A 26,721-nucleotide genomic window follows, 5' to 3' on the forward strand; every position below is an offset into this window, starting at 1 on the left:
CCGGTTGAGCCGCCTGGCTCCTGTCTGCTCTGTCGCCGATCGGTCCAAAAAGGTTCATCCTCCGCCAAGGAATTTGCGGAGGCTAACCGAAGAGTGGGAACGTGGCCAGTGGTGCGGTTTTTTCCCTTCTCCCCTGTGGGGAGGAGGGACGGGCGGCCGCTCATCCCAGAAACGGCTTCGCCTTCATCGTCGCCGGCACCGGCACGCCAAGCCGACTCAAAATGGTCGGCGCGAGCTGCAACTGATCAAGCAGCACACCCGCCTCCGGCCCCTTGCCCTGGCCAAAATAATAAAGGGCGAAATCCTGCATCTCGTCGTCATGGCCGCCATGGTGGCCGCGGTCGGTCTGGCCGTGGTCGGCGGTGGCCATGACCTCGTAACCGGCGTCGATCCAGCCCGGCAGGAAGGCCGCCAACATGGCGTCCATGGCGTAGCAGGCATGGTCCATCTCGTGACAGTTATGGCCGAAGCGATGGCCCATCGAATCCAGCGTGCAGGTGTGCAGGATGCCGTAGTCGATGCCGTGGCGCCGGGTGAGCATGGTCAGCGTCGCGAACAGGTCGACGTCGCTCGGCGTCATCTGGTTCTTGAGATTGTAGCCGGTCATGGTGTGGAAGCGGCCATGCGTGATCGGCCCGCCAGGCTCGTCATACTCCATGTCCTCGATAAGGTCGAAAGGGTAGGAGCGGAAGAATTCCGACCAGTAGGAATGGGTGACGGCACCTGTCTTGCCCCCGGCCTTGCTGACTTCCGAGAAAATGTCCGGCTGCGCGACGCGGAAGCGGTTCTCGTTGGACAGGATCCCGTGCACCTGCGGCGACACGCCGGTGTGGATCGAGGCATAACAGCAGGCCGAGGTCGACGGCAGTACCGAGCGCATTTTCCAGACCCGCGCCTCGCCCGATTGCACCCAGCCTTCGAGATTGCCCATCAGCCGGCGCCAGTTCCGGTAGGGCACGCCATCGAGGATGATCAGCAGAAGCTTGGTCTTGAGCGCCACGGGCAGCTCCATGCGATTGTCTGTTGAATCGAGTGCGCCGCGGGTCGCACGGACACGCGCCGCTTTTCAGTGGCAGGCAAGCATCAGGCGTTCAGCCAGCACTCGCCTAGCGCGTAGCCGTCCATCATTTCGCCGATTGGGCTCTTGACGAAGCCGCTGATCTTGTTGGTGGCGGCGGCGTCGATGAACTGGTTGAAGAACGGCACGATCAGGCCGCCTTCGTCGCGCATCAGCATCGCCATGTCGTGGTAGATCGCCTTGCGCTTGTCCTGATCGAGCTCGCCGCGCGCCGTGAACAGCATCTTGTCGAATTCCGGCCGCCTGAAGCGCGTGTCGTTCCAGTCGGCGGTCGAGACATAGCCGGTGGAATACATCTGGTCCTGGGTGGCGCGTCCACCCCAGTAGGAGAGCGAGAAAGGCTGCTTGTTCCAGACTTCGGACCAGTAGCCGTCGCCGGGCTCACGCTTGATCTCGATCTTTATTCCGGCCTTGGCCGCGCTCTGCTGGTAAAGCTGGGCCGCATCGACGGCACCCGGGAAGGCAACGTCCGACGTGCGCAGCACGATTGAGCCACTGTGTCCGGATTTCTTGTACAGTGCTGCCGCCTTCTCGGGATCGAACTTGCGTTGTTCGATGGCAGTGAACAACGGATAGGCTTCGTTGATCGGGAAGTCGTTGCCGACCGAGCCGTAGCCGCGCAGGATCTTCTCCAACAACTCGTCGCGGTCCATGGCGAGCTTAAGCGCCATGCGCAGGTCGTTGTTGTCGAAGGGCTTGGTGTCGCAGAACATGTTGAAGGGATAGTAGCCCTTGCCTGAGACGTTCTCGATGCTGACGCCGGCAATACGCTTGACCAAGTCGACAACCTTCGGCTCGACGCGATTGATCATGTGCACCTGGCCGCCCTGCAGCGCGGCAAGCCGCGCCGTCGCGTCATTGATGACGACGATCTCGACCTGGTCGGCATGGCCCAACTTGTCGCCTTGCCAGTAGTTGGCGAAGCGCTCGCCGCCATGACGCACGCCCGGCTGGTTGACGGTGACCTTGTAGGGACCGGCGCTGATGCCGGCGTTCGGATTGTCCTTGCCGCCATTCGGCTGGATGACGAGGTGGTAGTCGGCCATCAGATAGGGGAAATCGGCGTCCGCATCGCCGAGCGTGACGATGACTTCCTTGCCGCTGGCCTTGACACCCTTGATGTTCTTCAGGATGCCCAGCGCGCCCGACTTCGACTTCTCGTCGGCATGGCGCTCGATGGTGGCGGCAACGTCTTCGGCGTTGACGGTCTTGCCATTGTGGAATTCGATGCCGTCGCGGATCTTGATCGTCCACGTCTTGGCGTCCTTGGAAGCGCCGATGTCTTCGGCGATCAGGTTGACGAGCTTGTTGTCCGGGCTCAGCCGGGCAAGGTACTCGCCCCACTGCTTGCTGAAACTGTAGGTGACCTGGCTGAGGTTGAGCGCCGGGTCGAGGCTGTTGGTCGACTCGCCGCCCTGCAGGCCAGCCTTGAGGATGCCGCCCTTGACCGGGCTCTGTGCGAAGGCTTTCCCGGCCAGCGTCGTTGCCAGCGCGGCGGATACGCCAAGCGCCGCGGTGCGGCCAAGAAAGTCGCGACGCGATATCCGGCCCTGGCCAGCGAGATCAGCGAGATCAGCGAGATGATCAAGTTCAGTCTTCATGTCCTACCCCTTGTTGAAAAACAATTTGGCGTGCTTTGTTGGCTTCGGCCCGACCCTGCCTAGCGTACGACTCATTGCACACGGATGACGGAGTTCGTCCTTTGATCGCCTTCCTGCGGTTAGGAACCAAGCCTTCTAGAAATTCTGTGGTTTAGTTCTCGGCTGATCCGTACCAGCCTTCCGATATCGTGGGGGACTGTTGGATAAATCCGGGTGCCCCCCTCCTTTGGATCATGAACGATTATCGGCGCAAATCTCCCAATTTTCTGAAGGCGTTCATAAAGTTTGTCAGCTTCGGCGGCAGCCGCATCGGCTTCAGGTGGCGTTTCGCCATTTTGGGTTACTTCCGACAATAGCTTCCGTGCGGCTTCAAACCGCTTGTTTACTTCCGAAAATTCGGCCTGGTCAGTATCGTTGAGAAACGATGGAGGGACAGAAAGTGGGATGCGATGCGCTACGGGATCGCGCCTTTCCTTGAGTTCTAGGTTCCAGTTGGCGAAGGGGGCTAGAACGTCCTTGAATTCCGAGAAACTAGAGGTCGACAGGAACTTCTTTCCGAACAAATCAACCTCGCCCCGGTGCAGCGCTTTTGATGCCTCATCGCCGAATAGATGGACCAAGGCCCACGCATAATTGTCGAGAAATCCTCGCGTGTGAATATATATGTCGTTAAGTGCTCGTGCCGCTTCAAAAACGTCGTCGTGCAACATCGGTTCGCTTCGATTTGGAGCGATCAAATAATGTAGCTGACGAAAAGCTCCCGATATCATCCGAGAGCGGCGAGCAGCCCCGAAGTTTAGGTTGTAATATGCATCCTCATTCTTAATTATAGCGCTAAGCTCGATTATCTCCAGCTGAACACCTTGGATAGCACTAAGAACGCAAATCGCGTGCGTCTCCTGGGCTTCAAAATGCCAGCAGGCATCTTTCTCAGCATCTCCAGTCAGAAAACTCTGATAGCCCTCAAAGTGAGTTTGGTACTCTAGCAACTCGTTTGGCGTCACAACATCGCCCTAAGCAGCCACTCTAGTTCCCCGCGCTGGCCATGCGCCGGCCCTTGATCGCCTTTTCCAGCCAGCCGATCTCCATTTCCGGAACGGACGACAAGAGAAGGTCGGTATAGGCGTCGAAGGGCGGTGTCAGCACCTTGCTCTTGGAGCCGTAGCGCACCACCTCGCCGCGATACATCACCGCGATCGAATCGGCGATCGACTTCACCGTCGCCAGGTCGTGGGTGATGAAGAGGTAGGCGACCTTTTCGTGTTGCTGCAGGTTGAGCAGCAGCTTGAGGATGCCGTTGGCCACCAACGGGTCGAGTGCCGATGTCACCTCGTCGCAGATGATCAGCTTCGGCTTGGCCGCTAGCGAGCGGGCGATGCAGACACGCTGTTTCTGGCCTCCCGAAAGCTCCGCCGGATAGCGGTCGACGAAGCCCTTGCCCATCTCGATCTCATCGAGCAGTTCGGCGACGCGCTTGTCGCGTTCCCTGCCGCGCATGCCGAAATAGAATTCGAGCGGCCGGCCGATGATGGTACCGACAGTCTGGCGCGGGTTCATCGCCACGTCGGCCATCTGGTAGATCATTTGCAACTGCCGCAGGTCCTCCTTCGGCCGGTCGGCAAGCCGGTTGGCGAGCGGGCGCCCGTCAAAGGTTACCGTGCCCTGTTCGGGCGGCAACAGGCCGGTGATGGCTCGCGCCAGCGTCGACTTGCCGGAACCGGACTCGCCAACCACGGCCAGCGTCTGGCCCGGATAGATGTCGACCGAGACGTTCTTGAGCACTTTGACCTGGCCGCCGCCATAGGCGGCGGTGACGTTCTTGACCGACAGGAACGGCGTGGCGCCCGGGTTCTGCTCCTGGTGTTCGATCTCGTGCACCGAGACCAGCGCATTGGTGTATTCCTGGCGCGGTTCCTTGATGATCTGGCGGGTGCCGCCCCATTCGACCAGGCGGCCGTGGCGCAGCACCATGATCTCGTCCGACACTTGGGCGACGACGGCAAGGTCGTGGGTGATGTAGAGCGCCGCCACATGGGTGTCGCGGATGGCGTCCTTGATCGCCGCCAGCACGTCGATCTGTGTCGTCACGTCGAGCGCCGTCGTCGGCTCGTCGAAGACGATCAGGTCGGGTTCCGAACAAAGCGCCATCGCCGTCATGACACGCTGCAGCTGGCCGCCCGAAACTTGGTGCGGAAACCGTTCGCCGATGGTTTCCGGATTGGGCAGGCTGAGCTTCCTGAACAGCGCGACAGCCCGCTTCTCGGCCTCCGCGCGGGTTGCCGTACCATGCAGCAGCGTGGCTTCCACCACCTGGTCCATCAGCCTGTGCGCCGGATTGAAGGCGGCTGCCGCCGACTGCGCGACATAACAGACCTCGCGGCCGCGCAGCTTGCGAAAACCTTCCTTGCCGCCCTTCAGGATGTCGCGGCCGTTGAGGATCACCTCGCCGCCGGTGATGCGCACGCCGCCACGGCCATAGCCCATGGACGACAGTCCGATGGTTGATTTGCCGGCACCGGATTCGCCGATCAGGCCGAGCACCTTGCCCTTCTCCAGCGTCAGCGAAACATCGTGCACCAACACAATGTTCTTCGGCGCCTCGCCGGGGGGATACACAGTGGCCTCGATGCGCAAATTGCGGATGTCGAGCAGAGGGGTGGACTTTGCCTTGCCGTCAGCCATCACCCGCGTCCTCCCTTCAGGCTTGTCGTGCGGTTGAGGATCCAGTCGGCGACAAGGTTGACCGAGATGGCAAGGGCCGCGATCGCGGCAGCCGGAATGAGCGCGGCGGCGATGCCGAAGACGATGCCGTCCTTGTTCTCCTTGACCATGCCGCCCCAGTCGGCGTCCGGCGGTTGTACGCCAAGGCCGAGAAAGGACAGCGTCGACAGGAACAGCACCGCGTAGATGAAGCGCAGGCCGAGTTCCGAGACCAGCGGCGACAGCGCATTGGGCAGAATCTCGCGGAAGATGATCCAGGCGCTGCCTTCGCCGCGCAGCTTGGCGGCTTCGACGTAATCCATGACGTTGATGTCGACGGCGACCGCGCGCGACAGGCGATAGACACGCGTCGAATCGAGAACGCCCATCACCAGGATCAGCGTCACCAGGTTCGTCGGCAGCACGGAAAGCACGACCAGGGCCATGATCAATGTCGGGATCGACATCAGGAGATCGACGAGGCGCGACAGGATGGTGTCGAACCAGCCGCCGAACACGGCGGCCGAAAAGCCCAGTATGGCGCCGAGCGAAAACGACAGCGCGGTGGCCAGCACGGCGATGAACAGGGTGATGCGGGCGCCGTAGATCATGCGCGACAACAGATCGCGGCCGAGATTGTCGGTGCCCAGCCAATGAACCGCCGACATCGGTTCCCAGACGTCGCCGACGATCTCGGCATTGTCATGGGGTGAAATCCACGGCGCGAAGATCGCCGCCAGCACGAACAGGGCGGTCAGCACCAGGCCGATCAGGGCGGGGATGGGGATGCGTTTAATATCGAGCATACCCGCCCCCTCACTTTGGGTGTCTGAGACGCGGATTGGCGACGATCGCCGCTATGTCCGCGATGATGTTGAGGCTGATGTAGACGGCGGCGAAGATCAGGCCGACCGCCTGCACCACCGGCACGTCGCGCTTGGTGACGTGGTCGACCAGATATTGCCCCATGCCGGGATAGACGAAGATGACCTCGACCACGACGACGCCGACGATGAGATAGGCAAGGTTCAGCATGACGACGTTTATGATCGGCGCGATCGCGTTCGGAAAAGCATGCTTGCGGATGACCGAGAAGGCCGAAAGTCCCTTGAGTTCCGCCGTCTCGACATAGGCCGACTGCATGACGTTGAGGATCGCCGCGCGCGTCATGCGCATCATGTGGGCGAGCACGACCAGCGTCAGCGCCGTCGCCGGCAGCGCGATGGCCTGCATGCGCTCGCCGAAAGGCATGCCGTCATAGACGGTCGAGATGGCGGGGAAGATCTGCCATTTCACCGCGAAGAAATAGACCAGGAGATAGCCGATGAAGAATTCCGGGAAGGAGGTCGAGGCGAGCGCCAGCCCCGAGATCAGCTTGTCGACCCAGCCATTGCGGTAGCGCACGGCGATCAGGCCCAGGATAATCGCCAGCGGCACGGCCACGATCGCCGCCCAGAAGGCGAGGAACAGCGTGTTCCACAGCCGGCCCTTGATCGAGGTGGCGATATCCTGCCCGCTCGACATCGCGGTCCCGAGGTCACCGGTCAAGACGCCGCCGAGCCAATGGAAATACCTGACATAGGCCGGATCGTTCAGCCCAAGCTGCTCGCGCAGATTGGCCAGCGACTCCGGTGTCGCCGATTGTCCCAGAATGGCTTGCGCGACGTCGCCGGGCAGAATCTGCGTGCCGGCGAAGATCAGGACCGAGATGGCCAACAGAAGGAGGATGCCCAGCGCAATGCGCTGGGCGATTAGTTTCAGAATGGGTGACGACATCTCTGCAAAGCCGCACTCAGGCCTGCAGCCAGCACTTCGCGAGGGCGTAGCCGTTCATCAGTTCCTGATGCGGATCGTCCACCCAGCCGTCCACCTTGGCGCCGGTCGCGTCGATGAACTGGTTGAACATCGGCAGGATCAGGCCGCCTTCGTCGCGCACCAGGACAGCCATGTCGTGGTACATCTGCTTGCGCTTGGCTTCGTCCAACTCGGCACGCGCCGCCAGCACCATCTTGTCGAAGTCCGGGCGCTTGAAACGCGTGTCGTTCCAGTCGGCCGTCGACAGATAGGCGGTCGAATACATCTGGTCCTGCGTCGAGCGGCCACCCCAATAGGAGGCGCAGAAGGGCTGCTTGTTCCAGACCTCGTTCCAGTAGCCGTCGCCGGGCTCGCGCTTGAGCTCGATCTTGATGCCGGCCTTGGCCGCGCTCTGCTGGAAGAGCTGGGACGCATCGACGGCGCCCGGGAAGGCGACGTCCGAGGTCCGAAGCAGAACGGTGCCGTCATGGCCTGATTTCTTGTAGTGGAACTTGGCCTTGTCGGGATCGTACTTGCGCTGCTCGATCTCGGAGAACAGCGGATAGGACGCATTGATCGGGAAGTCGTTGCCGAGCGAGCCATAGCCGCGCAGCACCTTGTTCAGCATCTCCTCACGGTCGATCGCGAGCTTCAGCGCCATCCTGAGGTCGTTGTTGTCGAACGGCGCCGTGTTGCAATGCATGATGAACACATAGTGGCCCGGGCCGGCATGGTTGCGGATGGTGACGCCCGGCACGCGCTTGATCAGGTCGACGATCTTCGGCTCGACGCGGTTGATCATGTTGACCTGGCCGCCCTGCAGGGCCGCCGTGCGCGCCGTCGCGTCGTTGATGACGATGACCTCGATCTGGTCGGCGTGACCCATCTTGTCGCCCTGCCAGTAATTGGCGAAGCGCTCTGCGCCATGGCGCACGCCGGGCTCGTTGGTCTTAACGACGTAGGGGCCGGCCGAGATGCCCGCATCGGGCTTGTCCTTGCCGCCGTTCGGCTGGACGATCAGGTGATAATCGCTGAGCAGGTAGGGAAGGTCGGCATTGGCCTCCTTCAGTGTCAACACCACTTCCTTGCCGCTGGCCTTGATGGTCTCGATGCCCTTCATGTAGCCGAGCGCGCCGGATTTCGACTTCTCGTCCGAATGGCGCTCCAGCGTGGCGGCCACGTCCGCGGCGGTCACCGTCTTGCCGTTGTGGAATTCGACGCCGTCGCGGATCTTCAGCGTCCAGGTCTTGGCGTCCTTGGACGAGCCGATGTCTTCCGCTATGCGGTTCTCGAGCTTGCCCTCGGGAGACAGCTCGACGATCATTTCGCCCCAGCACTTGCCGAAGGCGAACGGCACCTGCGTCATCATCAGCGCCGGATCGAGGCTGTTGGTGGATTCGCCGCCGACGAGGCCGGCTTTCAGCGTGCCGCCCTTGACCGGACCGGCCGCGCGCGCCGCGCTTGAAAGCAGCGCGTTGGCGAAGGGTGCGGTGATGCCGAGCGCTGCCGCCCGGCCAAGGAAATCGCGACGGCTCAGTTTGCCGGACGCAACACGCCGGCTAAGAAATTCCAGTTCGTTTGACATTTGAGTTCCTCACTCTGTTGGTTCGACTCTGCGGTCGATTTTCTTGCTTGTTGTTGAAGGGAATAATGACCGCAAGGGAAAGCGGTAAGCAAGACCGAATGCGACATGTCGTGGCGTAAATCGCACGTCGCATTTGGACCAACGATTTCAGCGCTCAAACCAGCGCGCGCGGAACCTTTTCGTCGAAATTGCGCTCGAAGACGAGGTTTTCGCCTTCGTAGGCCTCGATTCTGGCGCTGACGATGAAGTTTTGCGCGTCCGATCGCATCTGCGCCCATGTCTCGGTGCGCACCGACCATTCATTTCGCGACAGGGTCTGTGTCCAGTGCGTCTTGCCGGAGGCCGCCAATGGATTATCGGGGTGGATCGTCCACGTTTCGCGCACGATGCTGCCATTGACAAGCCCATGCTCGAGATCGCGCACCTCGCCGAAGTCGTCCGTGATCGACAGCGTGACAATCCCGGTCTTTTCGTCGCGGTCGACATGGCGTTCGGAATTGGCGGGCCGAATGGTCTCGGTCGCCCAGGGCGTGGCACCTTCCGGTTCGCCGAAAACGGCTTCGTCGCCCGTTGCCAGCGGCCGCAACGGCACTGATAGCGTGGCCGACGACAAGGCCAGTCTTACCGGCTCCGGCGAGGGCCAGATGGCGGGCCAGTAGGCGGTCGAAACGGCGATGCGCAGACGGTGTCCGGCCGGAACGCGGTAGGCGCATTGATCGAGCACGACACGCGCCGAAACTGTCTCCCCGGGGACCAGCGCCTCGGGAAATTCATGCGAGTTGCGATGCGTCAGATTGAGCACGCCATAGGATATGAGTTCCGAGGCGCCGTCGGGATGCACGTCGCAAAGCCGGACCGCGATGTTGGCCTGGGGCCGATCGGAGGCAAGCTGGACCTCCAGCTCCGGCGCGCCGACGATCTCGATCGGCTTGGTGAGTTCAGGCTGGTCGAAACACGCCGACAGTCCATCGTCAAGGCGCTGGTCACCAGGCAATTCCGGGCCGAAGGTGAAGGGAAAATATTCGCCGCCCGCCAGCCCGCAGGTCTGCGGCGAAGCGACGGTGAAAGGTCCCGCATCGGCGGAAATGAGGTCTACCGCTTCAATCGCTATGTTGGACGACGGCCACTCCTGCTCGGCCACCCAGCGGCCGGGCCGCTCCGGGTGCCAACGGGCGGGGCGCACGCTGTCCATCACATAGGCGCGGTAGTCGGGATCGGCCTCGACGCCGGTCTCGGCGCCCTTCAGCCAGTGGTCCCACCAGCGCAACGCCTCCTGCAGGAAGCCGATGGCCGGCTGCGGGCCGGCATAATGCGGGTATTTGTGGATCCAGGGGCCGACGATGCCCTTCACCGGCGCCTCGATGTTGGTGACGAGGTGCGAGATCGTGTTGCGGTAGCCGTCATGCCAGCCGCCGATGGACAGCACCGCCGCCTTGACAGCCGAAAAATCCTCGCGGATCGAACCGCGCTTCCAATAGGCGTCGCGATGCGGGTGGCTGAGCCAGAGCGGCAAGAGAAAAGGCTGGTTCTCCAGCCGGTTCATCCACAGATCGCGCCACCTGTTGTCGCCGGCAATCGCCGGATCCGGCGGCCGCGACGAATAGGACAACATGGTCGAGGCCCAGCCGAAATTCTCGTTCAAAAGGCAGCCGCCCTTGTAGTGGATGTCGTCGGCATAGCGGTCGACGGTCGAACACAGGCTGATCACCGCCTTGAGCGCCGGCGGCTGTTTGGCCGCCACCTGCAGGCAGTTGAAGCCGCCCCAGGAAATGCCCATCATGCCGACATTGCCGTTGCACCAGGGCTGTGCCGCCGCCCAGGCGATGACATCGCAGGCGTCCTGCAGTTCCTGCTCGGAATATTCGTCGTCCATCAGCCCTTCGGAATCGCCATTGCCGCGCATGTCGACACGGACCGAGGCGTAGCCGTGGCCGGCGAAATAGGGATGGGTAAGCTGATCGCGAAAGATGGTGCCGTCGCGCTTGCGGTAGGGCAGGTGCTCGAGGATGACAGGCACCGGATCATCATTGGCATTGTCCGGCATCCACACCCGCGCCGACAGCCGGCAGCCATCGGGCATGACGATGCCCATGTCGGGAAATTCGACGACCGTGCGGGGAAATTCGGTGATGGTTTTCATATGGCATTCTCCGATGCGCCAATGACGCATGAAGTGCATACATCATCAAGCCAAACGGACGACGGCTCATGTCGCTGGGACGACGCGCCGGTGGGTGGGTGGCTCATTCGGCCAGGGCCTTGTGTTCCATCGTCAATTAGTGTATTACGTTTATTCTGCCAAGGCTAAATTATCGAGGCTCGCCTGAAATCATTTGGGATGAGCCGAAGCGTGCGACGAACCTCGAAAACAGAGGTCTCGACTTTGCCGAACTCGATATCGAGTTCTTTGCGGCCTCCGTGGTTCTCCCGACGAAGATCGGCAGACTTAAGGCGATAGGCGAATTCAGGGGAACTATTCTCGCCGTTATTTCAGGCCGCTTGGTTCCGAGGCAATTTCGGTGATCTCGATGCGTCGTGCCAGCCGAAAGGAAAGAGCTGTATATGAGCAATCTTAAACCGCACATTCCACCGCTTACCGACGCGGAGGAAGCGGAAATTCAAAGGCAAATCGCCGCCGATCCGGACGACGTCGAGGCGACCGACGAAGAGTTGGCGCAAGCCAAGCCGTTTTCCGAAGCCTTCCCAGAGCTCTTCGAGAGCATAAAGCGCGCACGCGGTCGACCTGCCATGGACAAGCCCAAGCAAGTGGTTTCCATCCGTCTTGATCAGGATGTCATCCACAAGTTCAAGGCAACTGGCAAAGGCTGGCAAGCGAAGATAAACGAGGTGCTGAAAAACGCGAAGCTGGGCTAGAGTAATTCCAGGAAAAGTGCGTAGCGGTTTTCCCGGGAGAAGCGCGTAGCGCTTCCCCTTGGGAATTGCGTAAAACAAAGAGTTAGAGCGGGTCAGCGGTTCTACCAAACGCTGAACCGCTCTAGACTGGCCCTACGCCTCAGCTCAGTGGAATGTCGTTGTCGGCCTTGCTGCTCTGATAAACACGGGACAACTCGTCATAGCGCGCTGAAATCCTGCCGATACGCGCCTCCAGCCGCGCGCGCTCGGCCTCGGACAGCCCTCGCACCAGCCGGCGGATCGAAAAACTCTTCCAATAGGCGTTCTCGGCATTGTAGCCGCCGGGGTCGAGCGTGAAGACCTCTTTCAGAATTTTGAGATCATGCGGGATGGCAAAACTGTCGCGCGAGTCCTCGTGGCTGAACAAATAGTAGAAATTGTCGAAGCCCGTCCAGGTGATCGCCGACAGGCAGAGCGAACAAGGCTCGTGCGTGGCAATGAAGATGGCGTCTTTCGTGTCGACGCGTTCGGCCCTGGGCATCTCGTAAAAGCGCTTCAGGCAATGCACCTCGCCATGCCAGAGCGGATTTTCGATCTCGTTGTTGGTCTCGGCCAGCACCAGCGAACGGTCGTCCTTGCGCAGGATCGCGGCACCGAACAGCTTATTGCCATGGGCGACACCCTCCGACGTCTTCGGCACGATGTCGTGCTCGATGACGTCGAGCAGGCGGTCGATCAACGAAATGTCGGTCATGATGAAATCACAGGCTTTCAGGGAAGGTGGATTTCGTAAGGGTGCGAGAAGTGAAACTCTTCGAGGTTGGAGCCATCGCCGCCGCGATCGACGATCACGAAGTCCTGCTCCTCGCCGATCGGCGTCAGCACGCCGTGCCACAGATTGCGGCGGTAATTGATGCCTTGCCCGGGCGCGGTGATGAAGGCATGCGGCTCGTCCGGTCCCTCCTTGCCGTCATGGCAGACGACGACCAGAAACGGACGCGGCGACAGCGGGATGAAGGCTTGGCTGCCGAGGGGATGGCGCTCGACCATGGTCAGCTTCAGCGGCATCTCATAGGGCGTGCCGCGCACCATCGAGATCAGCACGCGGGCGCTGGGCCCGGCGGCCTCGGCCGAGGCCAGATCGTGGTAGCGCTCGGCCCTGCCGCCATTGATCGGGTAGTGATTGTCGCCGCCCATGTCGATGACGTCGCCGAAATCGGCGAAGGCCTCACGGGTCAGCGGCTGTGCGACGATGCGGTTCACCGTGCGCGGCCTCCGAGATAACCGCCGAGCTTGGCGTGCCGGTTGACGTCCTTGTAGAGCAGATAGCGGAATTTGCCGGGGCCGCCGGCATAGCAGGCCTGCGGGCAGAAGGCGCGCAGCCACATGAAGTCGCCGGCCTCGACCTCGACCCAGTCCTGGTTGAGGCGATAGACCGCCTTGCCTTCGAGAACGTAGAGCCCGTGTTCCATGACATGCGTCTCGGCGAAGGGAATGACCGCGCCGGGCTCCAGCGTGACGATGGTGACATGCATGTCGTGGCGCATGTCGGCCGGATCGACGAAGCGGGTCGTCGCCCAACGGCCCTCCGTACCGGCCATCGGCGTCGGCGCCACCTGCTGGTCGCTTGAGAAGAAGGCTTCTGGCGCGTCCAGGCCGTCTACTACCTCATAAACCTTGCGGATCCAGTGGAAGCGTACGGCAGCGCTGCTCTCGTTGCGCACCGTCCAGCCGCTTGCCGGCGGCAGGAAGGCAAAGCCACCGGCGGCAAGCACATGCTTCTTCCCGGCGAGCGATACGGTGAGTTCCCCCTCGACCACGAACAGCACGCCTTCGGCGCCAGCGTCGGGTTCCGGCCGCTCGCTGCCGCCGCCCGGCAGAACCTCGACGATGTACTGAGAAAACGTCTCGGCAAAGCCCGAGAGCGGTCGTGCGATGATCCAGGCCCTCGTCTCGTCCCAGAATGGCAGCGGGCTGGTGACGATGTCCTGCATCACCCCCTTCGGAATGACCGCATAGGCCTCGGTGAAGACGGCGCGCCCGGTCAAAAGCTCGTTCTGGCCGGGATGGCCGCCATGCGGTGCATAGTAAGTGCGCTCTGGCGTCTTGATCATATCCATGGGGCCCTGAACCTATTGCGGGAGCATGTCTTTCAGCCGAAGCAGCGCGATGCGTTCGACCTGTTTGCAGGCGGTTTCGAATTCGACGCCGCGGCTGTTGCCGATGCGGGCTTCGAACTCGGCGAGGATTTCCTCCTTGGTCTTGCCTTTCACCGCGATGATGAACGGGAAGCCGAAGGTGGTGACGTAGGCGGCGTTGAGCTTGGAGAACAGTTCGCGTTCCTTGTCGGTCAACGCGTCGAGGCCGGCGGAAGCCTGTTCCCTGGTCGATTCCGCCGTCAGCCGCCTGGCCTTGGCAAGTTTTCCGGCAAGGTCGGGATGGGCGTTGAGCACGCCGAGCCGTTCGGTCTCGTTTGCCGAGCGAAAAATCCGGCAGAGCGCATTGTGCAGGCCGCCGGCGCTGTCATGCGCGGGGCCGAGCTCCAGCTCGTGGGCCCGTTCGGCGATCCAGGGCGAATGTTCGAACACGCCGCCGAAAGTGTGGACGAACGTCTCGAATTCCATCTTCGACGGGCGCAGGGCCGCCGGCTTGTAGGGATGGTTCTCTTGCCAGTGCCTGGCGATGTCGATGCGCCGCGCCAGCCAGACCTTGTCATGCGATTTGACATAATCGACGAAGCGCTTCAGCGCCGCCACCCGGCCTGGCCGACCAACGAGACGGCAGTGCAGGCCGATATTCATCATGCGCGGCCGACCGGCCTTGCCCTCGGCATAGAGCGTGTCGAAACTATCCTTGAGATAGGTGAAGAACTGGTCGCCCGAATTGAAGCCTTGCGGTGTGGCGAAGCGCATGTCGTTGGCATCGAGCGTGTAGGGGATGATGAGCTGCGTGCCGGCCTCATGCTCGAACCAGTAGGGCAGTTCGTCGTCATAGGTGTCCGAGACGTAGTCGAAGCCGCCTTCCTCGGCGACCAGCCGCACCGTATTGACCGAGGTGCGGCCCGTATACCAGCCGGTCGGACGCTCGCCCGTCACTTCGTAATGCAGCTTGATCGCCGCTTCGAGGTCGCGGCGCTCGTCCTCGGCGTCGTGATCGCGGTAATCGATCCATCTCAACCCGTGCGAGGCGATTTCCCAGCCGGCTTGCTGCATCGCCGCGACCTGGTCGGGGGAGCGCGCCAGCGCGGTGGCGACGCCGTAGCAGGTGACAGGCACTTGCGCCTCGCCGAACAGGCGCAGCAGCCGCCAGAAGCCGGCCCGCGCGCCATATTCGTAGATCGATTCCATGTTCCAGTGGCGCTGGCCGACCCAGGGCGCCGCGCCGACGATTTCCGACAGGAAGGCTTCCGAAGCCTTGTCGCCGTGCAGCACGCAGTTCTCGCCGCCCTCTTCGTAGTTGACGACGAACTGCACGGCGACATGCGCGCCGCCAGGCCATTTCGGATCCGGCGGATTAGCCCCGTAGCCACGCATGTCCCTGGTGTAACGCATCGTCCCTCCGCGCCCGGCATCACCGGAAGTATGATCAGGATATCGAAAGGGTGCTTCTCGCATTCCCCTCAAAATTTTTGAAAGTGTTTTTGTCGCACTCCGCTCGACCAGGACTTATGCATCGCCTTTAATTGGCGCACAATTCATCAGCAGTGCTCGAATGTACCGGCCAATTTGTTCGTATTGGAAAATGGGAGGCGGCCAATGGCAGAAACGTCGAAAGCCGATGGCGGGCGTCTGACGACCCATGTCCTCGACACCGCGACCGGTAGGCCGGCGGCAGGATTGTCGATCGCGCTCTACCATCTGGAGGGTTCCGCCCGGACGCTTCTGAAGACGGTCCTCACCAATGCAGACGGCCGCTGCAACGCGCCGCTGCTGGCAGGCGCCGACTTCCGCACCGGCGAATACGAACTGGTGTTCGCGGCCGGCGACTATCTGCGCTGCCAGGGAACGAAGCTGCCGGAGCCTGCCTTCCTCGACAGCGTGCCGATCCGCTTCGGCATGGCGGAGGCGGTGCACTATCATGTACCATTGCTGATCTCGCCCTACGGCTATTCCACCTACAGGGGGAGCTGAGGCATGGCCAAGGTCAATATCCGCAACGAAATCCGCTTCATTCTCAATGGCAGGGATGTCGCGCTGTCATCCGTGACGCCCGACGCGACCTTGCTCGACTGGCTGCGGCTCGACCGTTCGCTGCGCGGCACCAAGGAAGGCTGCGCCGAAGGCGATTGCGGCGCCTGCACGGTGCTCATCGGCAAGCTTTCGGCTGACGGGCTGGTCTATGAAAGCGTCAATGCCTGCATCCGCTTCCTCGGCTCGCTCGACGGCACCCATGTCGTCACCGTCGAGCATCTGCGCGGCGAGCCGGGCAAGCTGCATCCCGTTCAAGAGGCCATGGTCGATTTCCATGGCTCGCAATGCGGCTTCTGCACGCCGGGCTTCGTCATGTCGCTCTACGGCCTGTGGATGAAGTCGCCAGACCCCTCGAACGCCGCCATCGAAAAAGCCCTGCAAGGCAATCTCTGCCGCTGCACCGGCTACGAGGCGATCATGCGCGCCGCGCACGCCATATCGAGCTACGGGAAGGCGACAAAGGACCCGTTGGCGGTGGAGCGCCGGGACATCACGACACGGCTGCAGGCGCTGCGCGATGGCGCCAGGGTCGAGATCGGCGCCGGCAAGACGCGGCTGGTCGTGCCGGCCGATGCCGACGATTTCGCTTCTGTCTTCGAGAAAGAACCCACCGCCACCGTCGTCGCTGGTTCGACAGACGTTGGCCTGTGGGTGACCAAGCATATGCGCGATATCTCGCCGGCGATCTTCATCGGCAATCTGCCGGGGCTTTGCACCATCACGGAAGAAAATGGCGTCATATCGATTGGCGCCGGCGTCACCTACACCGAAGCCTTTTCGATGCTGTCGAAACGCATCCCGGCACTGGGGCCGTTGTTCGACCGCATCGGCGGCGAACAGGTCCGCAACATGGGCACGATCGGCGGCAATGTCGCCAATGGCTCGCCGATCGGCGACACACCGCCGCCACTGATCGCGCTCGGCGCACGGCTGACATTGCGAAAGGGCAAGAAGCGGCGCACGATCCCGTTGCAGGACTTCTTCATCGCCTATGGGAAGCAGGACCGCCAGCCGGGCGAGTTCGTCGAGGCCGTGCATGTGCCCGTTCCGGCAAAGGGAACAAAGTTTGCCGTCTACAAGGTCACCAAGCGCCGCGACGAGGATATCACCGCGACCCTGGGCGCCTTCCATCTGACCTTGGCCAAGGACGGCACGGTCGCCGATATCCGCATCGCCTATGGCGGCATGGCGGCAACGCCGAAGCAGGCGTCGGCGGTTGAACAGGCTTTGATAGGCAAGATTTGGAGTGAAGCGACGGTGGAGGCAGCGATGGCCGAATACGCCAAGGACTTCGCGCCGCTCACCGACATGCGCGCGACTGCCGAATACCGGGCCCTGGCGGCGAAGAACCTGTTGCTGCGTTTCTATGTCGAAACCACCGGAACGAGAGCGCCGTTCCAGGTGTCGCGCGACGAGGCGGCATGATGAACAAGCACGCCACGCCGAACCTCAAGGCCGAGAAGATCGTCGGCGGTGTCGCCACCGACCAGCGGCATGATTCCGCGCACAAACATGTCAGCGGCAGCGCCGTCTATATCGACGACATGCCGGAACCGGCGGGCACGCTGCATGTCGGCCTTGGCCTGTCCAAGGTGGCGCATGGCATCCTGAAAAGCGTCGATCTCTCGGCGGTGCGCGCGGCCCCCGGTGTCGTCGACGTGCTGACTTATGCCGACGTGCCGGGTGAGAACGATGTCTCGCCAAGCAACATGCATGACGATCCTGTGCTGGCGGAAGGCAAGGTGCAGTTCTTCGGCCAGCCGATCTTCGCGGTGATTGGCGAAACGCGCGAGGCCGCCCGCCGCGCCGCGCGCCTGGCCAGGATCGAATATGACGAGCTTCCCGCGTTGATAGGCATCTGGAATCTAGACCCGGCGAAAGACAAGCAGGTCACCACGCCGCTGACCTTGCGGCGCGGCGATGCTGCCGCCGCAATAGCCGCGGCACCGCGCCGGGCGAAGGGGCGGATGAAGCTCGGCGGCCAGGACCATTTCTATCTCGAAGGCCAGGTGTCGCTCGCCATCCCCGGCGAGGATGACGAAGTGACCGTTTATTGCTCGACACAGGGGCCGAGTGAGACGCAGCATCTGGTCGCCCATGCGCTCGGCGTGCCGAGCCATGCCGTGACGGTGGAGGTCCGCCGCATGGGTGGCGGCTTTGGCGGCAAGGAAACCCAGGCCAACCAGTGCGCGGCGATCGCCGCCATCGCGGCCAAGAAACTCCACCGCGCGGTCAAGGTCCGGCTCGACCGCGACGAGGACATGACCGCCACCGGCAAGCGGCACGATTTCGCCATCGACTACGAGGTCGGCTTCGACGATGAGGGCCGTATCCTCGGCGTGGACTATGTTTTCGCTCTCAATGCCGGCTTTTCCGCCGACCTGTCCGGCCCGGTCGGCGATCGTGCGCTGTTCCACTGCGACAACGCCTATTTCTACCCGAACGTGCACGCCAAGTCGGCGCCGCTCTACACCAACACCGTCTCCAACACCGCCTTTCGCGGCTTCGGCGGCCCGCAAGGCATGGTCGGCGCCGAGCGTGTCATCGACGAGGTGGCGTTTGCCGTCGGCAAGGATTCGCTCGAAATCCGCAAGCTGAATTTCTACGACCCGATGGAGGCGATCGGCAACCGTAACGTCACGCCCTATCACCAGAAGGTCGAAGACAACATCATCCAGCGCATCGTGGCGGAACTGGAAGAGAGTGCCGATTATGCGCGCCGCCGGCGCGAAATCAGGGCTTTCAACGCTAATAGCCGTTTCATCAAGCGCGGCCTGGCACTGACGCCGGTCAAGTTCGGCATTTCCTTCACCAAGACCGAGTCCAACCAGGCCGGCGCGCTGGTCCATGTCTATGCCGATGGCTCCGTGCATATGAACCATGGCGGCACCGAAATGGGGCAGGGCCTGCACCTCAAGGTGGCACAGGTCGTGGCGGAAGAGTTCCAGATCGACCTCGATCGCGTGAAGATCACCGCCACCACCACCGCCAAGGTGCCCAACACCGCGCCGACGGCGGCTTCCTCCGGCGCCGACCTCAACGGCATGGCGGCGCAGAACGCGGCGCGCCAGATCCGCCAGCGCCTGACCGATTTCGCCGCCGAGAAATACCAGGTGCCTGTCGACCAGGTGGTGTTCCTGCCCAATCGGGTGCGCGTCGGCAACCAGGAGGTAAGCTTCAACGACCTGGTCAAGCAGGCCTATATCGCGCGTGTGCAGCTCTCGGCCGCCGGCTTCTACAAGACGCCGAAAATCCACTGGGACCGCGGCAAGGGCCAGGGCCACGCCTTTTACTACTACGCCTATGGCGCGGCCTGCGCCGAAGTCTCGGTCGACACGCTGACCGGCGAATATGTCGTCGAGCGCGCCGATATCCTGCATGATTGCGGCCGTTCGCTGAACCGGGCCATCGACCTCGGCCAGGTCGAAGGCGGCTTCATCCAGGGCATGGGCTGGCTGACGACGGAGGAACTGTGGTGGGACGACAAGGGCCGGCTACGCACCCATGCGCCGTCGACCTACAAGATCCCGCTCGCCTCGGACCGCCCGAAAATATTCAACGTCAAGCTGACCGACTGGTCGCAAGCCTATGAGCCGACCATCCATCGTTCCAAGGCGGTTGGCGAGCCGCCGCTGCCGCACGGCATGTCGGTTTTACACGCGCTGTCGGACGCGGTGGCGAGCGTCGCCGACCACAAGATCTGCCCGCGCCTCGACGCGCCGGCGACACCCGAACGCGTGCTGATGGCGATCGAGCGGTTGAAGAAAGAGGTCAAGGCCGGCGCCTGAAGCAGCCAAAGATGCAATTCGAGCCGAAAAAACCTATATTCCCTGTTCGGGAACGCGAATGATGAACTCGAAAGTGCAAAGCCTGAAAGCCTTTCTCGGCAGCGCCGGCCGGCTTGCCTTGGTCGAGGTGGCCGGGACAAAAGGCTCGACGCCGCGCGAGAAGGGCGCCTTCATGCTCGTCTCGGCTTCGGCGATCCATGGCACGATCGGCGGCGGCCAGCTCGAATACATGGCCATCGACAAGGCCCGGCAGATGCTTCCCTCGTCCTCGAAAGGAAGGGGTGCCCGCTTCGAGGTCGAAGAGGTCTGCGCCACGCTCGACGTGCCGCTCGGTCCCGAAATCGGCCAGTGCTGCGGCGGGCGGGTCGAGGTGCTGATCCGCCTGGTCGATGCCGCGCTGGCTGCCGAACTGGTCGCGGCGGCGGAAGCCGAGGAAACGCACCTGCCGCATGTCTATATTTTCGGCGGCGGCCATGTCGGTCAGGCGCTGGCTTCGGCGATCGCGCTTCTGCCCGTCCACGGCGTCGTCATCGAGACCCGCGCCGAGGCACTCGAGGGCATGCCGGAGAGGGTCGAGACCCGGTTGACGCCAATGCCGGAGGCCGAGCTGCGCAATGCTCCTGCCGGCACCGCCTTCGCCATCCTCACGCATGACCACGCGCTCGATTTCCTGATCGTCGCCGAAGCGCTGAAACGCGACGACGCGGCCTATGTCGGCATGATAGGCTCGAAGACCAAGAAGGCGACCTTCAGGAACTGGTTCCTGAAGTCGGCCGACGGCACGGAGGCCGAATTCGCACGCCTCGTCTCGCCGATCGGCGGTGACGCCGTCAAGGACAAGCGCCCGCCGGTTATTGCCGCGCTCGCCGCCGCCGAGATCATGACGGCGCTGGTCGTCCACAATGCGGCCTGGAATGCAGAGCGTCACGCTCCGCATGATAGGGTGACGGCCGGCTAGCTCGGTCGCCTGAGGCCGAGATGGTCGCGCAGCGTCGTCCCCTCATACGCCTTGCGGAACAGGCCGCGCCGCTGCAGCTCCGGTACCACAAGCGTGGCAAAGGCATCGAGTTCGCCGGGAAAATAAGACGGCATGACGTTGAAGCCATCGGCGGCACCGCCTTCGAACCGCGCCTGCAACTCGTCCGCCACCTGGGCCGCGGTTCCCACGATGCGCCAATGGCCGCGCGCGCCGGCGAAATGCCGCGCGAGCTGGCGGATGGAAAGCCCGTCGCGGCGCGATTGCTCGACGACCAGGGCCTGCCGGCTTTTCATTCCCTCGCTCTCGGGCAGTTCGGGCAACGGCCCGTCGATCGGATGGCGCCAGAGGTCGGAGATGCTGAGATAGCTGGACAGCAGGGCCACGCCGACCTCATCGGGGATCAGCTCCTGCAATTCCTCGAATTTTTCGCGGGCCTCGGCCTCGGTCTCCGCCACCACGGGCGAGACACCGGGCATGATCTTGATGTCATCGGGTTCACGCCCATACGCCGCCATGCGCCCTTTGAGGTCGTCGTAAAAGGCCTTCGCTTCCTCGAAGGTCTGTGCCGCCGTGAACACCACGTCGGCGGTCCTGGCGGCAAGGTCGCGGCCGACGTCCGAGGCACCGGCCTGGACCATGACCGGCGCGCCTTGCGGCGAGCGCGGCAAGTCGAGTGAATCGCGCACCGAAAAGCTCTGGCCGTCATGGCCTGGAGCCTTTCCCTGCCACAGCCCTGTGACCATCTCGGCGAATTCACGCGCCCGCTCATAGCGGTCGGCATGGGGCTTGAGGCCGGCTGCGCCGAAATTGGCGGCTTCGATCGGGCTGGCCGAGGTGACAAGATTCCAGCCGGCCCGGCCGCCGCTCAGGTGATCGAGCGACAGGAAGGTCCGCGCCAGTCCGTAAGGCTCGTTGTAGCTGGTCGACGCGGTGGAAACGAGACCGATGTGGCTGGTGTGGACAGCCAGCGCCGAAAGCAGGCTGATCGGCTCGAAGCCGATCGAGCGCGACGTCTGGCTGGCGATGCCGACATTGGCCTCGCGCAGGCCGGCGGCATCCTCGCAGAAGACCATGTCGAACTTCGCCGCTTCAGCCGTGCGGGCCAATTGAATGTAATGGTCGATGTCGATGCCGGCTCTGACATGCGCCTTCGGGTGGCGCCAGGCGGCGATGTGATGGCCCGTCGCCCACAGGAAGGCGCCGAGCTTCATCTGCGCGCTCATTGGTCACCTCCGCCGGCAAGGCCGAGATGCGAGCGCAACGTGGTGCCGCGATAGTCTTCTCGAAACAGGCCACGCCGCCGCAAGTCGGGCAGAACCCGATCGGCGAAATCGTCGAACACCGAAAGCTGCGTCGGCATCAGGATGTTGAACCCGTCGCAGTTTTTCGAGTGGAATGCCTCTTCCAGCCTGTCAGCCAGCCCGTTGATACGGTCGGTGGTGAGGGATAGATTGGTCAGTACCTTCACGGCATCCGGCTTGCGTCCGCAGGCTGAAACCCTGCGCTTGAAATCGTCATGGCGCGCCCTGCTTTCTGCCGCCGGTCGTTCGTCGAATAGGATGACGTCGGCCGTGCGGGAGGCGATGTCGAAGTCGGCCTCAGACAGGCCCGACAGCACCAGCACCGGCGTGTCCTGCGGCGAGCGCGCGACGTTCAGCGGTCCGCGCACCGAGAAGAACTCGCCCTTGTGGTCGAGCAGGTGCATTTTTTCCGGATCATGGAAGCGGCCGCCGCTTTTGTCGAAGAGCAACGCGTCCGCGTCCCAACCCCGCCAGAGCCCTTGAACGATGCCGATATATTCCTGCGCGCGGCGGCGAAAATCGTCGTTGGAAAACCCGTCGGGACGGCTGAAATTCGCCGCCTCGCCTGGCGCTTGCGCCATCGCGGCATTCCAGCCGGCGCGGCCATGGCTGATAATGTCGAGCGAAGCAAAACGGCGCGCAAGATTGTAGGGCTGGTGGGCGATGGTCGAGGCGCTGGCGATGAGGCCGACCTTTTCGGTCACGGTCGCCAGCGCGGCGACGAGAGTGGTCGCCTCGAACGGACTGGTCGACCGCTCGCCATCCGGAGAGGAATCCGAGATGACGACCATGTCGATCCTGGCCGTCTCCGTTTTCCGCACGAAGGCGGCTATCTCGCCGAATGTCAGGCCGGCCTGCCCTGGGGCAGAAGCAATATCGAGCGAAACGGCGAGATGCATTTTGCGGTCCATTTGGCTGCCGGCGACGTCGCGCAGCCATCCCGCCTCCAACCTAGGCAGGCTTTCGCGCAAGGCAACCGGATCACATGGGCCACGACGCCTTCACTTGCCGGCCAGTTTGCTGTTCCGCCTATTTGCCCGCCAGAATATCCTTGATCAGCCGCTGGCAGCGCTCGGCCATGAAGTCGAGCAATAGCCGCACCTTGGGATCCTGCAGCTTCTTGTGCGGATAGACGGCGGCGAACTGCACGGGGGTTGGCGGTGCGCTGGCCAAAATGACCTTCAGCCGTTGGTCGCGGATGAACGGCTCGACCTCGAAGCGCGGCTTGTTGATGATGCCGCGCCCCGACAGCGCCCAGCCGGTCAGCACGTCGCCATCATCGGTGTCGTAGGGGCCGTGCACTTCGAATTTCTGCGGGCCGGCAGGCGTTTGCAAGGTCCAGACATATTCGCGCGCGCCGGAATAGCGCAGCATCAGGCAGTCGTGCTTCCTGCCGATCAGTTCCTGCGGCTCCATCGGCTCACCGCGCGCCTCCAGATATTTTGGTGCGGCCACCAGCACGCGCTCGCATTCCATGATGCCGCGCATCCTGAGGCTGGAATCCTCGATGATCCCCAACCGGAAGGCGACGTCGATGCCTTCCTTCATGATGTCGACATTGTGGTCCGAGAGCCTCAGCCGCACCTCGATGTCAGGGTATTTGTCGTGAAAATCGGGAATGCCAGAGGCCACCAGCCGGCGTCCGAGGCCGAGCGGTGCGGTGACGCGGATTGTGCCGCGCGGCTGGCCGGACAGCGCCGAGACGGCGGCTTCCGCCTCGGTGATCGCCTCCAGCACCTGCTTGGCGCCGGAATAGAAAACAGTGCCGTGCTCGGTCGGCATCAATTGCCGGGTGGTGCGGTTGAACAGCCGCACGCCGAGATGTTTTTCCAGCTCCTTGATACGGTTGGAGGCGACCGCTGGCGAAATGCGCATGTCGCGGCCGGCCGCCGACAGATTGCCCAGCTCGACGACGCGGACGAAGACGGCGATGTTGTCGAGGTAGGCCATGAATTTTCCGAGGCTTCAAGCAGCTGCGCGTAGTGAGGCTATTATTTTCCAATTTTTTTTGAAAGTCATCGTACACCTCGCCTCTTTTCGTTTGCGCGCCACACCGTAAAGTCACCAGATCGGCAGGGACGTATCAAATGATGGATTTCGCGATTTTCTGGGACTGGCTGAGCTTTGCCGTGCGCTGGCTGCACGTCGTCACCGGCATCGCCTGGATAGGCTCGTCCTTCTATTTCGTCGCGCTCGATCTTGGCCTGCGCCAACGACCTGGCATGCCGGTCGGCGCCTTCGGCGAGGAATGGCAGGTGCATGGCGGCGGTTTCTACCACATCCAGAAATATCTGGTGGCGCCGGCCGAGATGCCCGAGCATCTGACCTGGTTCAAATGGGAGTCCTACGCCACCTGGCTGTCCGGCTTCGCCATGCTGTGCGTTGTCTATTATGCCGGCGCGGATCTGTTCCTGATCGATCCCAACGTGCTGCCGATGTCGGTACCGGTCGGCATCCTGTTGTCGATGGCCACGATCGGCGTCGGCTGGGTGGTCTATGATCTCTTGTGCCGCTCGCCGCTGGGCAAGAGCGACACCGGCCTGATGCTGGTGCTCTACGGCGTGCTCGTCTTCATCGCCTGGGGGCTGACGCATCTGTTCACCGGTCGCGCCGCCTTCCTGCACCTGGGCGCCATCACCGCCACGATCATGTCGGCCAATGTCTTCATGGTCATCATTCCCAACCAGAAGATCGTCGTCGCCGACCTCATCGCCGGCCGCAAGCCCGACCCGAAATACGGCAAGATCGCCAAGCAGCGCTCGCTCCACAACAACTATTTGACGCTGCCGGTGCTGTTCCTGATGCTGTCGAACCACTATCCCCTGGCGTTCGGCACGCAATTCAACTGGGTCATCGCCTCGCTGGTGTTCATCATCGGCGTCCTCATCCGCCACTATTTCAACACCGTGCACAAACGTGCCGGCAACCCGCACTGGACGTGGCTCGGCGCCCTTGTCCTGTTCATCATCATCATCTGGCTGTCGACCGTGCCGAAAGTGCTGACCGGCGAGCCCAAGGCGTCCGCCTCGGCGGAAGTCTATATCGCCTCGGCGCATTTCCCGGCCGTGCGCGACACAGTGATGGGCCGTTGCTCGATGTGCCATACATCGGAGCCGGTCTACGAGGGCATCTACCACGCGCCCAAGGGCGTCTTACTCGACACCGACGCCAACATTGCCGACCATGCCCGCGAGATTTACCTGCAGGCCGGGCGCAGTCACGCCATGCCGCCGGCCAATGTCAGCCAGATCACCGACAAGGAACGGGCGCTGCTGGTTGCCTGGTTCGAAGGCGCGGGGAAATAAGCATGAATTCGACACTTCTGCGCGGCCGCACGCTGTCCTTCGTGCGCTGGCCGCAAACCATCGACGACCATTCCGCCTGGCGCTACGAGGAGGACGGCGGCCTGCTGATGACCGACGGCAGGATCGTTGCATCAGGCGCTTATAGCGATGTCGAGAAACAGGCCGGCGAGGGCGTCAAAAAGATCGATCATCGGCCGCATCTGCTGTTGCCTGGGTTCATCGATGCTCACGTACATTTCCCGCAGATGCAGGTCATCGCCTCCTATGGTGCCGAACTGCTCGACTGGCTGAACACCTACACCTTTCCCGAAGAGACGAAATTCGCCAACGCGCAGCATGGCCGCCGCATCGCAAGGCTGTTCCTCGACGAGATGGTGCGCCACGGCACGACAACGGTCGCCGCCTATTGTTCGGTGCACAAGGCCTCGGCGGAAGCCTTCTTCGCCGAGTCGCATGCACGCGACATGCTCAACATCGCCGGCAAGGTGATGATGGACCGCAATGCGCCCGAAGGCGTGCTCGACACGCCGCAATCCGGCTATGACGACACCACGGCTCTGATCAAGGAGTGGCATGGCAAGGGTCGCCAGCACTACGCCATCACGCCGCGCTTCGCCATCACCTCCTCGCCGGAGCAGATGGAGATGGCCGGCGCACTGTGCCGTGAACATCCCGACCTGCACATGCAGACGCATCTGTCGGAAAACCACGCCGAGATCGCCTTTACCCAGGAACTCTATCCCTGGTCGCGCGACTACACAGACGTCTACGAGCATTACGGGCTGCTCGGCAAAAAGAGCCTGTTCGGTCACTGCATTCATCTCAGCGAACGCGAGGCGGACGCGCTGTCGGACAGCGGTTCGGTGGCCGTGTTCTGCCCGACCTCGAACCTGTTTCTCGGCTCCGGCCTGTTCGACTATCAGCGCTTTCGGCGTCGGGACAAATCGCTGCGGATCGCTGCCGCCACCGATGTCGGCGGCGGCACCAATTATTCCATGCTTCGCACCATGGACGAGGGCTACAAGGTGATCGCGCTGAACGGCGAGAAGCTCAACCCGTTCCAGTCCTTTTGGCAGATCACGCGCGGCAATGCCGAGGCCCTGTCGGTCGCGGACAAGGTCGGCACATTGGACGCAGCCACCGATGCCGACATCGTCGTGCTGGATGCCAGGGCGACACCGGCGATGCGGCTCAGGATGGAAACGATCGAGACGCTGGCGCAGGAATTGTTCCTGCTACAGACGTTGGGCGACGACCGCGCCGTGCGAGAGGTCTACGTCTCGGGGCGGGCGGCCAAAGCGGATATGATGGCGGGATAAGACCTGCCTTCGGAGGGTAGAGGACAGCAGCTCGACGGAGGGGGGCGATCTTACCGCGGGATGATTGCGCCTGGCTGCTTAGCGGTTCCCCCACTCCGTCGCCGCTTCGCGGCGCCACCTCTCCCCCCTCCGGAGGGAGAGGAAAGGCGCCTGTCCGAACCGGATAGATAGGTAACAGAATGGACTGATTGCATGGGTGACAGTTTTCTTGTCCGCCGGGAGGACCGG

The 26,721-nt window shown here is 62.6% G+C and carries 22 protein-coding genes and 1 pseudogene; 8 read left to right on the forward strand and 15 right to left on the reverse strand.

Annotated elements, in window-relative coordinates:
• Positions 1 to 160: 160 nt before the first annotated feature.
• From LB569_RS30390 to LB569_RS30425, 8 genes are all read right to left on the reverse strand, one after another.
• A complete protein-coding gene (locus LB569_RS30390) occupies positions 161 to 1,000 on the reverse strand; it encodes an alkaline phosphatase family protein (protein ID WP_224695217.1) in 840 nt (279 codons plus the stop codon).
• Positions 1,001 to 1,083: 83 nt separating this feature from the next.
• Positions 1,084 to 2,679 carry an ABC transporter substrate-binding protein gene (locus LB569_RS30395; protein ID WP_224695218.1) on the reverse strand — a complete coding sequence of 532 codons (1,596 nt, stop codon included), beginning with the start codon at positions 2,677 to 2,679 and terminating at the stop codon, positions 1,084 to 1,086.
• A 119-nt stretch (positions 2,680 to 2,798) separates the two neighbouring features.
• The gene (locus tag LB569_RS30400) at positions 2,799 to 3,683 is read right to left on the reverse strand and encodes a hypothetical protein (RefSeq protein ID WP_224695219.1); all 885 of its coding nucleotides are present in this window, start codon (positions 3,681 to 3,683) and stop codon (positions 2,799 to 2,801) included.
• Between the two features lie 22 nt (positions 3,684 to 3,705).
• Positions 3,706 to 5,361, reverse strand: coding sequence for an ABC transporter ATP-binding protein (locus LB569_RS30405; RefSeq protein WP_140702869.1), 1,656 nt, complete (start codon positions 5,359 to 5,361; stop codon positions 3,706 to 3,708).
• Positions 5,361 to 6,185 (reverse strand): ABC transporter permease, encoded by an 825-nt coding sequence (locus tag LB569_RS30410; protein ID WP_140702868.1) that lies wholly within the window; start codon positions 6,183 to 6,185, stop codon positions 5,361 to 5,363. Before LB569_RS30410 ends, LB569_RS30405 begins: the two co-directional genes overlap by 1 nt.
• Positions 6,186 to 6,195: 10 nt before the next feature.
• On the reverse strand, positions 6,196 to 7,155 hold the full coding sequence (locus LB569_RS30415) for an ABC transporter permease (RefSeq protein ID WP_140702866.1): 960 nt from the start codon (positions 7,153 to 7,155) through the stop codon (positions 6,196 to 6,198).
• A 16-nt stretch (positions 7,156 to 7,171) separates the two neighbouring features.
• A complete protein-coding gene (locus LB569_RS30420) occupies positions 7,172 to 8,758 on the reverse strand; it encodes an ABC transporter substrate-binding protein (RefSeq protein WP_224695220.1) in 1,587 nt (528 codons plus the stop codon).
• A 154-nt stretch (positions 8,759 to 8,912) separates the two neighbouring features.
• Complete coding sequence (locus LB569_RS30425) at positions 8,913 to 10,898, reverse strand: CocE/NonD family hydrolase (protein WP_224695221.1); 1,986 nt, start codon at positions 10,896 to 10,898, stop codon at positions 8,913 to 8,915.
• A gap of 155 nt (positions 10,899 to 11,053) precedes the next feature.
• Between LB569_RS30425 and LB569_RS30430 the strand changes: the two are divergent.
• Together LB569_RS30430 and LB569_RS30435 are read left to right on the forward strand one after the other, a co-directional pair.
• Positions 11,054 to 11,334: pseudogene (locus LB569_RS30430) on the forward strand (BrnT family toxin).
• Positions 11,321 to 11,632, forward strand: coding sequence for a BrnA antitoxin family protein (locus LB569_RS30435; RefSeq protein ID WP_224559654.1), 312 nt, complete (start codon positions 11,321 to 11,323; stop codon positions 11,630 to 11,632). Before LB569_RS30430 ends, LB569_RS30435 begins: the two are co-directional and overlap by 14 nt.
• A 139-nt stretch (positions 11,633 to 11,771) precedes the next feature.
• Here the strand turns inward: LB569_RS30435 and LB569_RS30440 are convergent, their stop codons facing one another.
• From LB569_RS30440 to puuE, 4 genes are read right to left on the reverse strand one after another with little or no spacing between them, the layout of a single operon-like run.
• Complete coding sequence (locus tag LB569_RS30440) at positions 11,772 to 12,365, reverse strand: nucleoside deaminase (RefSeq protein WP_140702858.1); 594 nt, start codon at positions 12,363 to 12,365, stop codon at positions 11,772 to 11,774.
• A 17-nt stretch (positions 12,366 to 12,382) separates the two neighbouring features.
• Positions 12,383 to 12,874, reverse strand: coding sequence for an ureidoglycolate lyase (locus LB569_RS30445; RefSeq protein ID WP_140702857.1), 492 nt, complete (start codon positions 12,872 to 12,874; stop codon positions 12,383 to 12,385).
• Positions 12,871 to 13,731: a bifunctional allantoicase/(S)-ureidoglycine aminohydrolase gene (locus tag LB569_RS30450; protein ID WP_224695222.1), complete on the reverse strand. Its 861-nt coding sequence runs from the start codon at positions 13,729 to 13,731 to the stop codon at positions 12,871 to 12,873. The genes LB569_RS30445 and LB569_RS30450 overlap by 4 nt, the downstream gene beginning before the upstream one ends.
• A 12-nt stretch (positions 13,732 to 13,743) precedes the next feature.
• Complete coding sequence (puuE, locus tag LB569_RS30455; RefSeq protein WP_224695223.1) at positions 13,744 to 15,162, reverse strand: allantoinase PuuE; 1,419 nt, start codon at positions 15,160 to 15,162, stop codon at positions 13,744 to 13,746.
• 204 nt (positions 15,163 to 15,366) lie between these two features.
• Between puuE and uraH the strand changes: the two genes are divergently transcribed.
• The 4 genes from uraH (at position 15,367) to xdhC (ending at position 20,547) form a co-directional block, all read left to right on the forward strand.
• Entirely contained in the window at positions 15,367 to 15,741 is a 375-nt protein-coding gene (gene uraH / locus LB569_RS30460; RefSeq protein ID WP_224695224.1) for a hydroxyisourate hydrolase, read from the forward strand.
• Positions 15,742 to 15,744: 3 nt separating this feature from the next.
• Positions 15,745 to 17,226: a xanthine dehydrogenase small subunit gene (xdhA, locus tag LB569_RS30465; RefSeq protein ID WP_224695225.1), complete on the forward strand. Its 1,482-nt coding sequence runs from the start codon at positions 15,745 to 15,747 to the stop codon at positions 17,224 to 17,226.
• Positions 17,226 to 19,589 carry a xanthine dehydrogenase molybdopterin binding subunit gene (gene xdhB / locus LB569_RS30470; protein ID WP_224695231.1) on the forward strand — a complete coding sequence of 788 codons (2,364 nt, stop codon included), beginning with the start codon at positions 17,226 to 17,228 and terminating at the stop codon, positions 19,587 to 19,589. The genes xdhA and xdhB overlap by 1 nt, the downstream gene beginning before the upstream one ends.
• 61 nt (positions 19,590 to 19,650) lie before the next feature.
• The gene (xdhC, locus tag LB569_RS30475) at positions 19,651 to 20,547 is read left to right on the forward strand and encodes a xanthine dehydrogenase accessory protein XdhC (protein WP_224695232.1); all 897 of its coding nucleotides are present in this window, start codon (positions 19,651 to 19,653) and stop codon (positions 20,545 to 20,547) included.
• Here the strand turns inward: xdhC and LB569_RS30480 are convergent.
• The 3 genes from LB569_RS30480 to LB569_RS30490 all read right to left on the reverse strand — a co-directional run bounded on the left by LB569_RS30480 (position 20,544) and on the right by LB569_RS30490 (position 23,819).
• A complete protein-coding gene (locus tag LB569_RS30480) occupies positions 20,544 to 21,791 on the reverse strand; it encodes an LLM class flavin-dependent oxidoreductase (protein ID WP_224695226.1) in 1,248 nt (415 codons plus the stop codon). The two genes, xdhC and LB569_RS30480, sit on opposite strands and share 4 nt — an antisense overlap.
• Complete coding sequence (locus LB569_RS30485) at positions 21,788 to 22,768, reverse strand: LLM class flavin-dependent oxidoreductase (RefSeq protein ID WP_224695227.1); 981 nt, start codon at positions 22,766 to 22,768, stop codon at positions 21,788 to 21,790. Before LB569_RS30485 ends, LB569_RS30480 begins: the two co-directional genes overlap by 4 nt.
• Positions 22,769 to 22,898: 130 nt before the next feature.
• Positions 22,899 to 23,819: a LysR family transcriptional regulator gene (locus tag LB569_RS30490; RefSeq protein WP_224695228.1), complete on the reverse strand. Its 921-nt coding sequence runs from the start codon at positions 23,817 to 23,819 to the stop codon at positions 22,899 to 22,901.
• A gap of 137 nt (positions 23,820 to 23,956) precedes the next feature.
• On the opposite strand from LB569_RS30490, the gene LB569_RS30495 reads away from it, so the two are divergent.
• Together LB569_RS30495 and guaD are read left to right on the forward strand one after the other, a co-directional pair.
• Positions 23,957 to 25,174, forward strand: coding sequence for a urate hydroxylase PuuD (locus tag LB569_RS30495; RefSeq protein WP_140702845.1), 1,218 nt, complete (start codon positions 23,957 to 23,959; stop codon positions 25,172 to 25,174).
• Between the two features lie 2 nt (positions 25,175 to 25,176).
• A complete protein-coding gene (gene guaD / locus LB569_RS30500; protein WP_224695229.1) occupies positions 25,177 to 26,493 on the forward strand; it encodes a guanine deaminase in 1,317 nt (438 codons plus the stop codon).
• The last annotated feature ends 228 nt before the right edge of the window (positions 26,494 to 26,721 follow it).

This window comes from Mesorhizobium sp. BH1-1-4 (assembly GCF_020165665.1).
GTDB lineage: Bacteria > Pseudomonadota > Alphaproteobacteria > Rhizobiales > Rhizobiaceae > Mesorhizobium.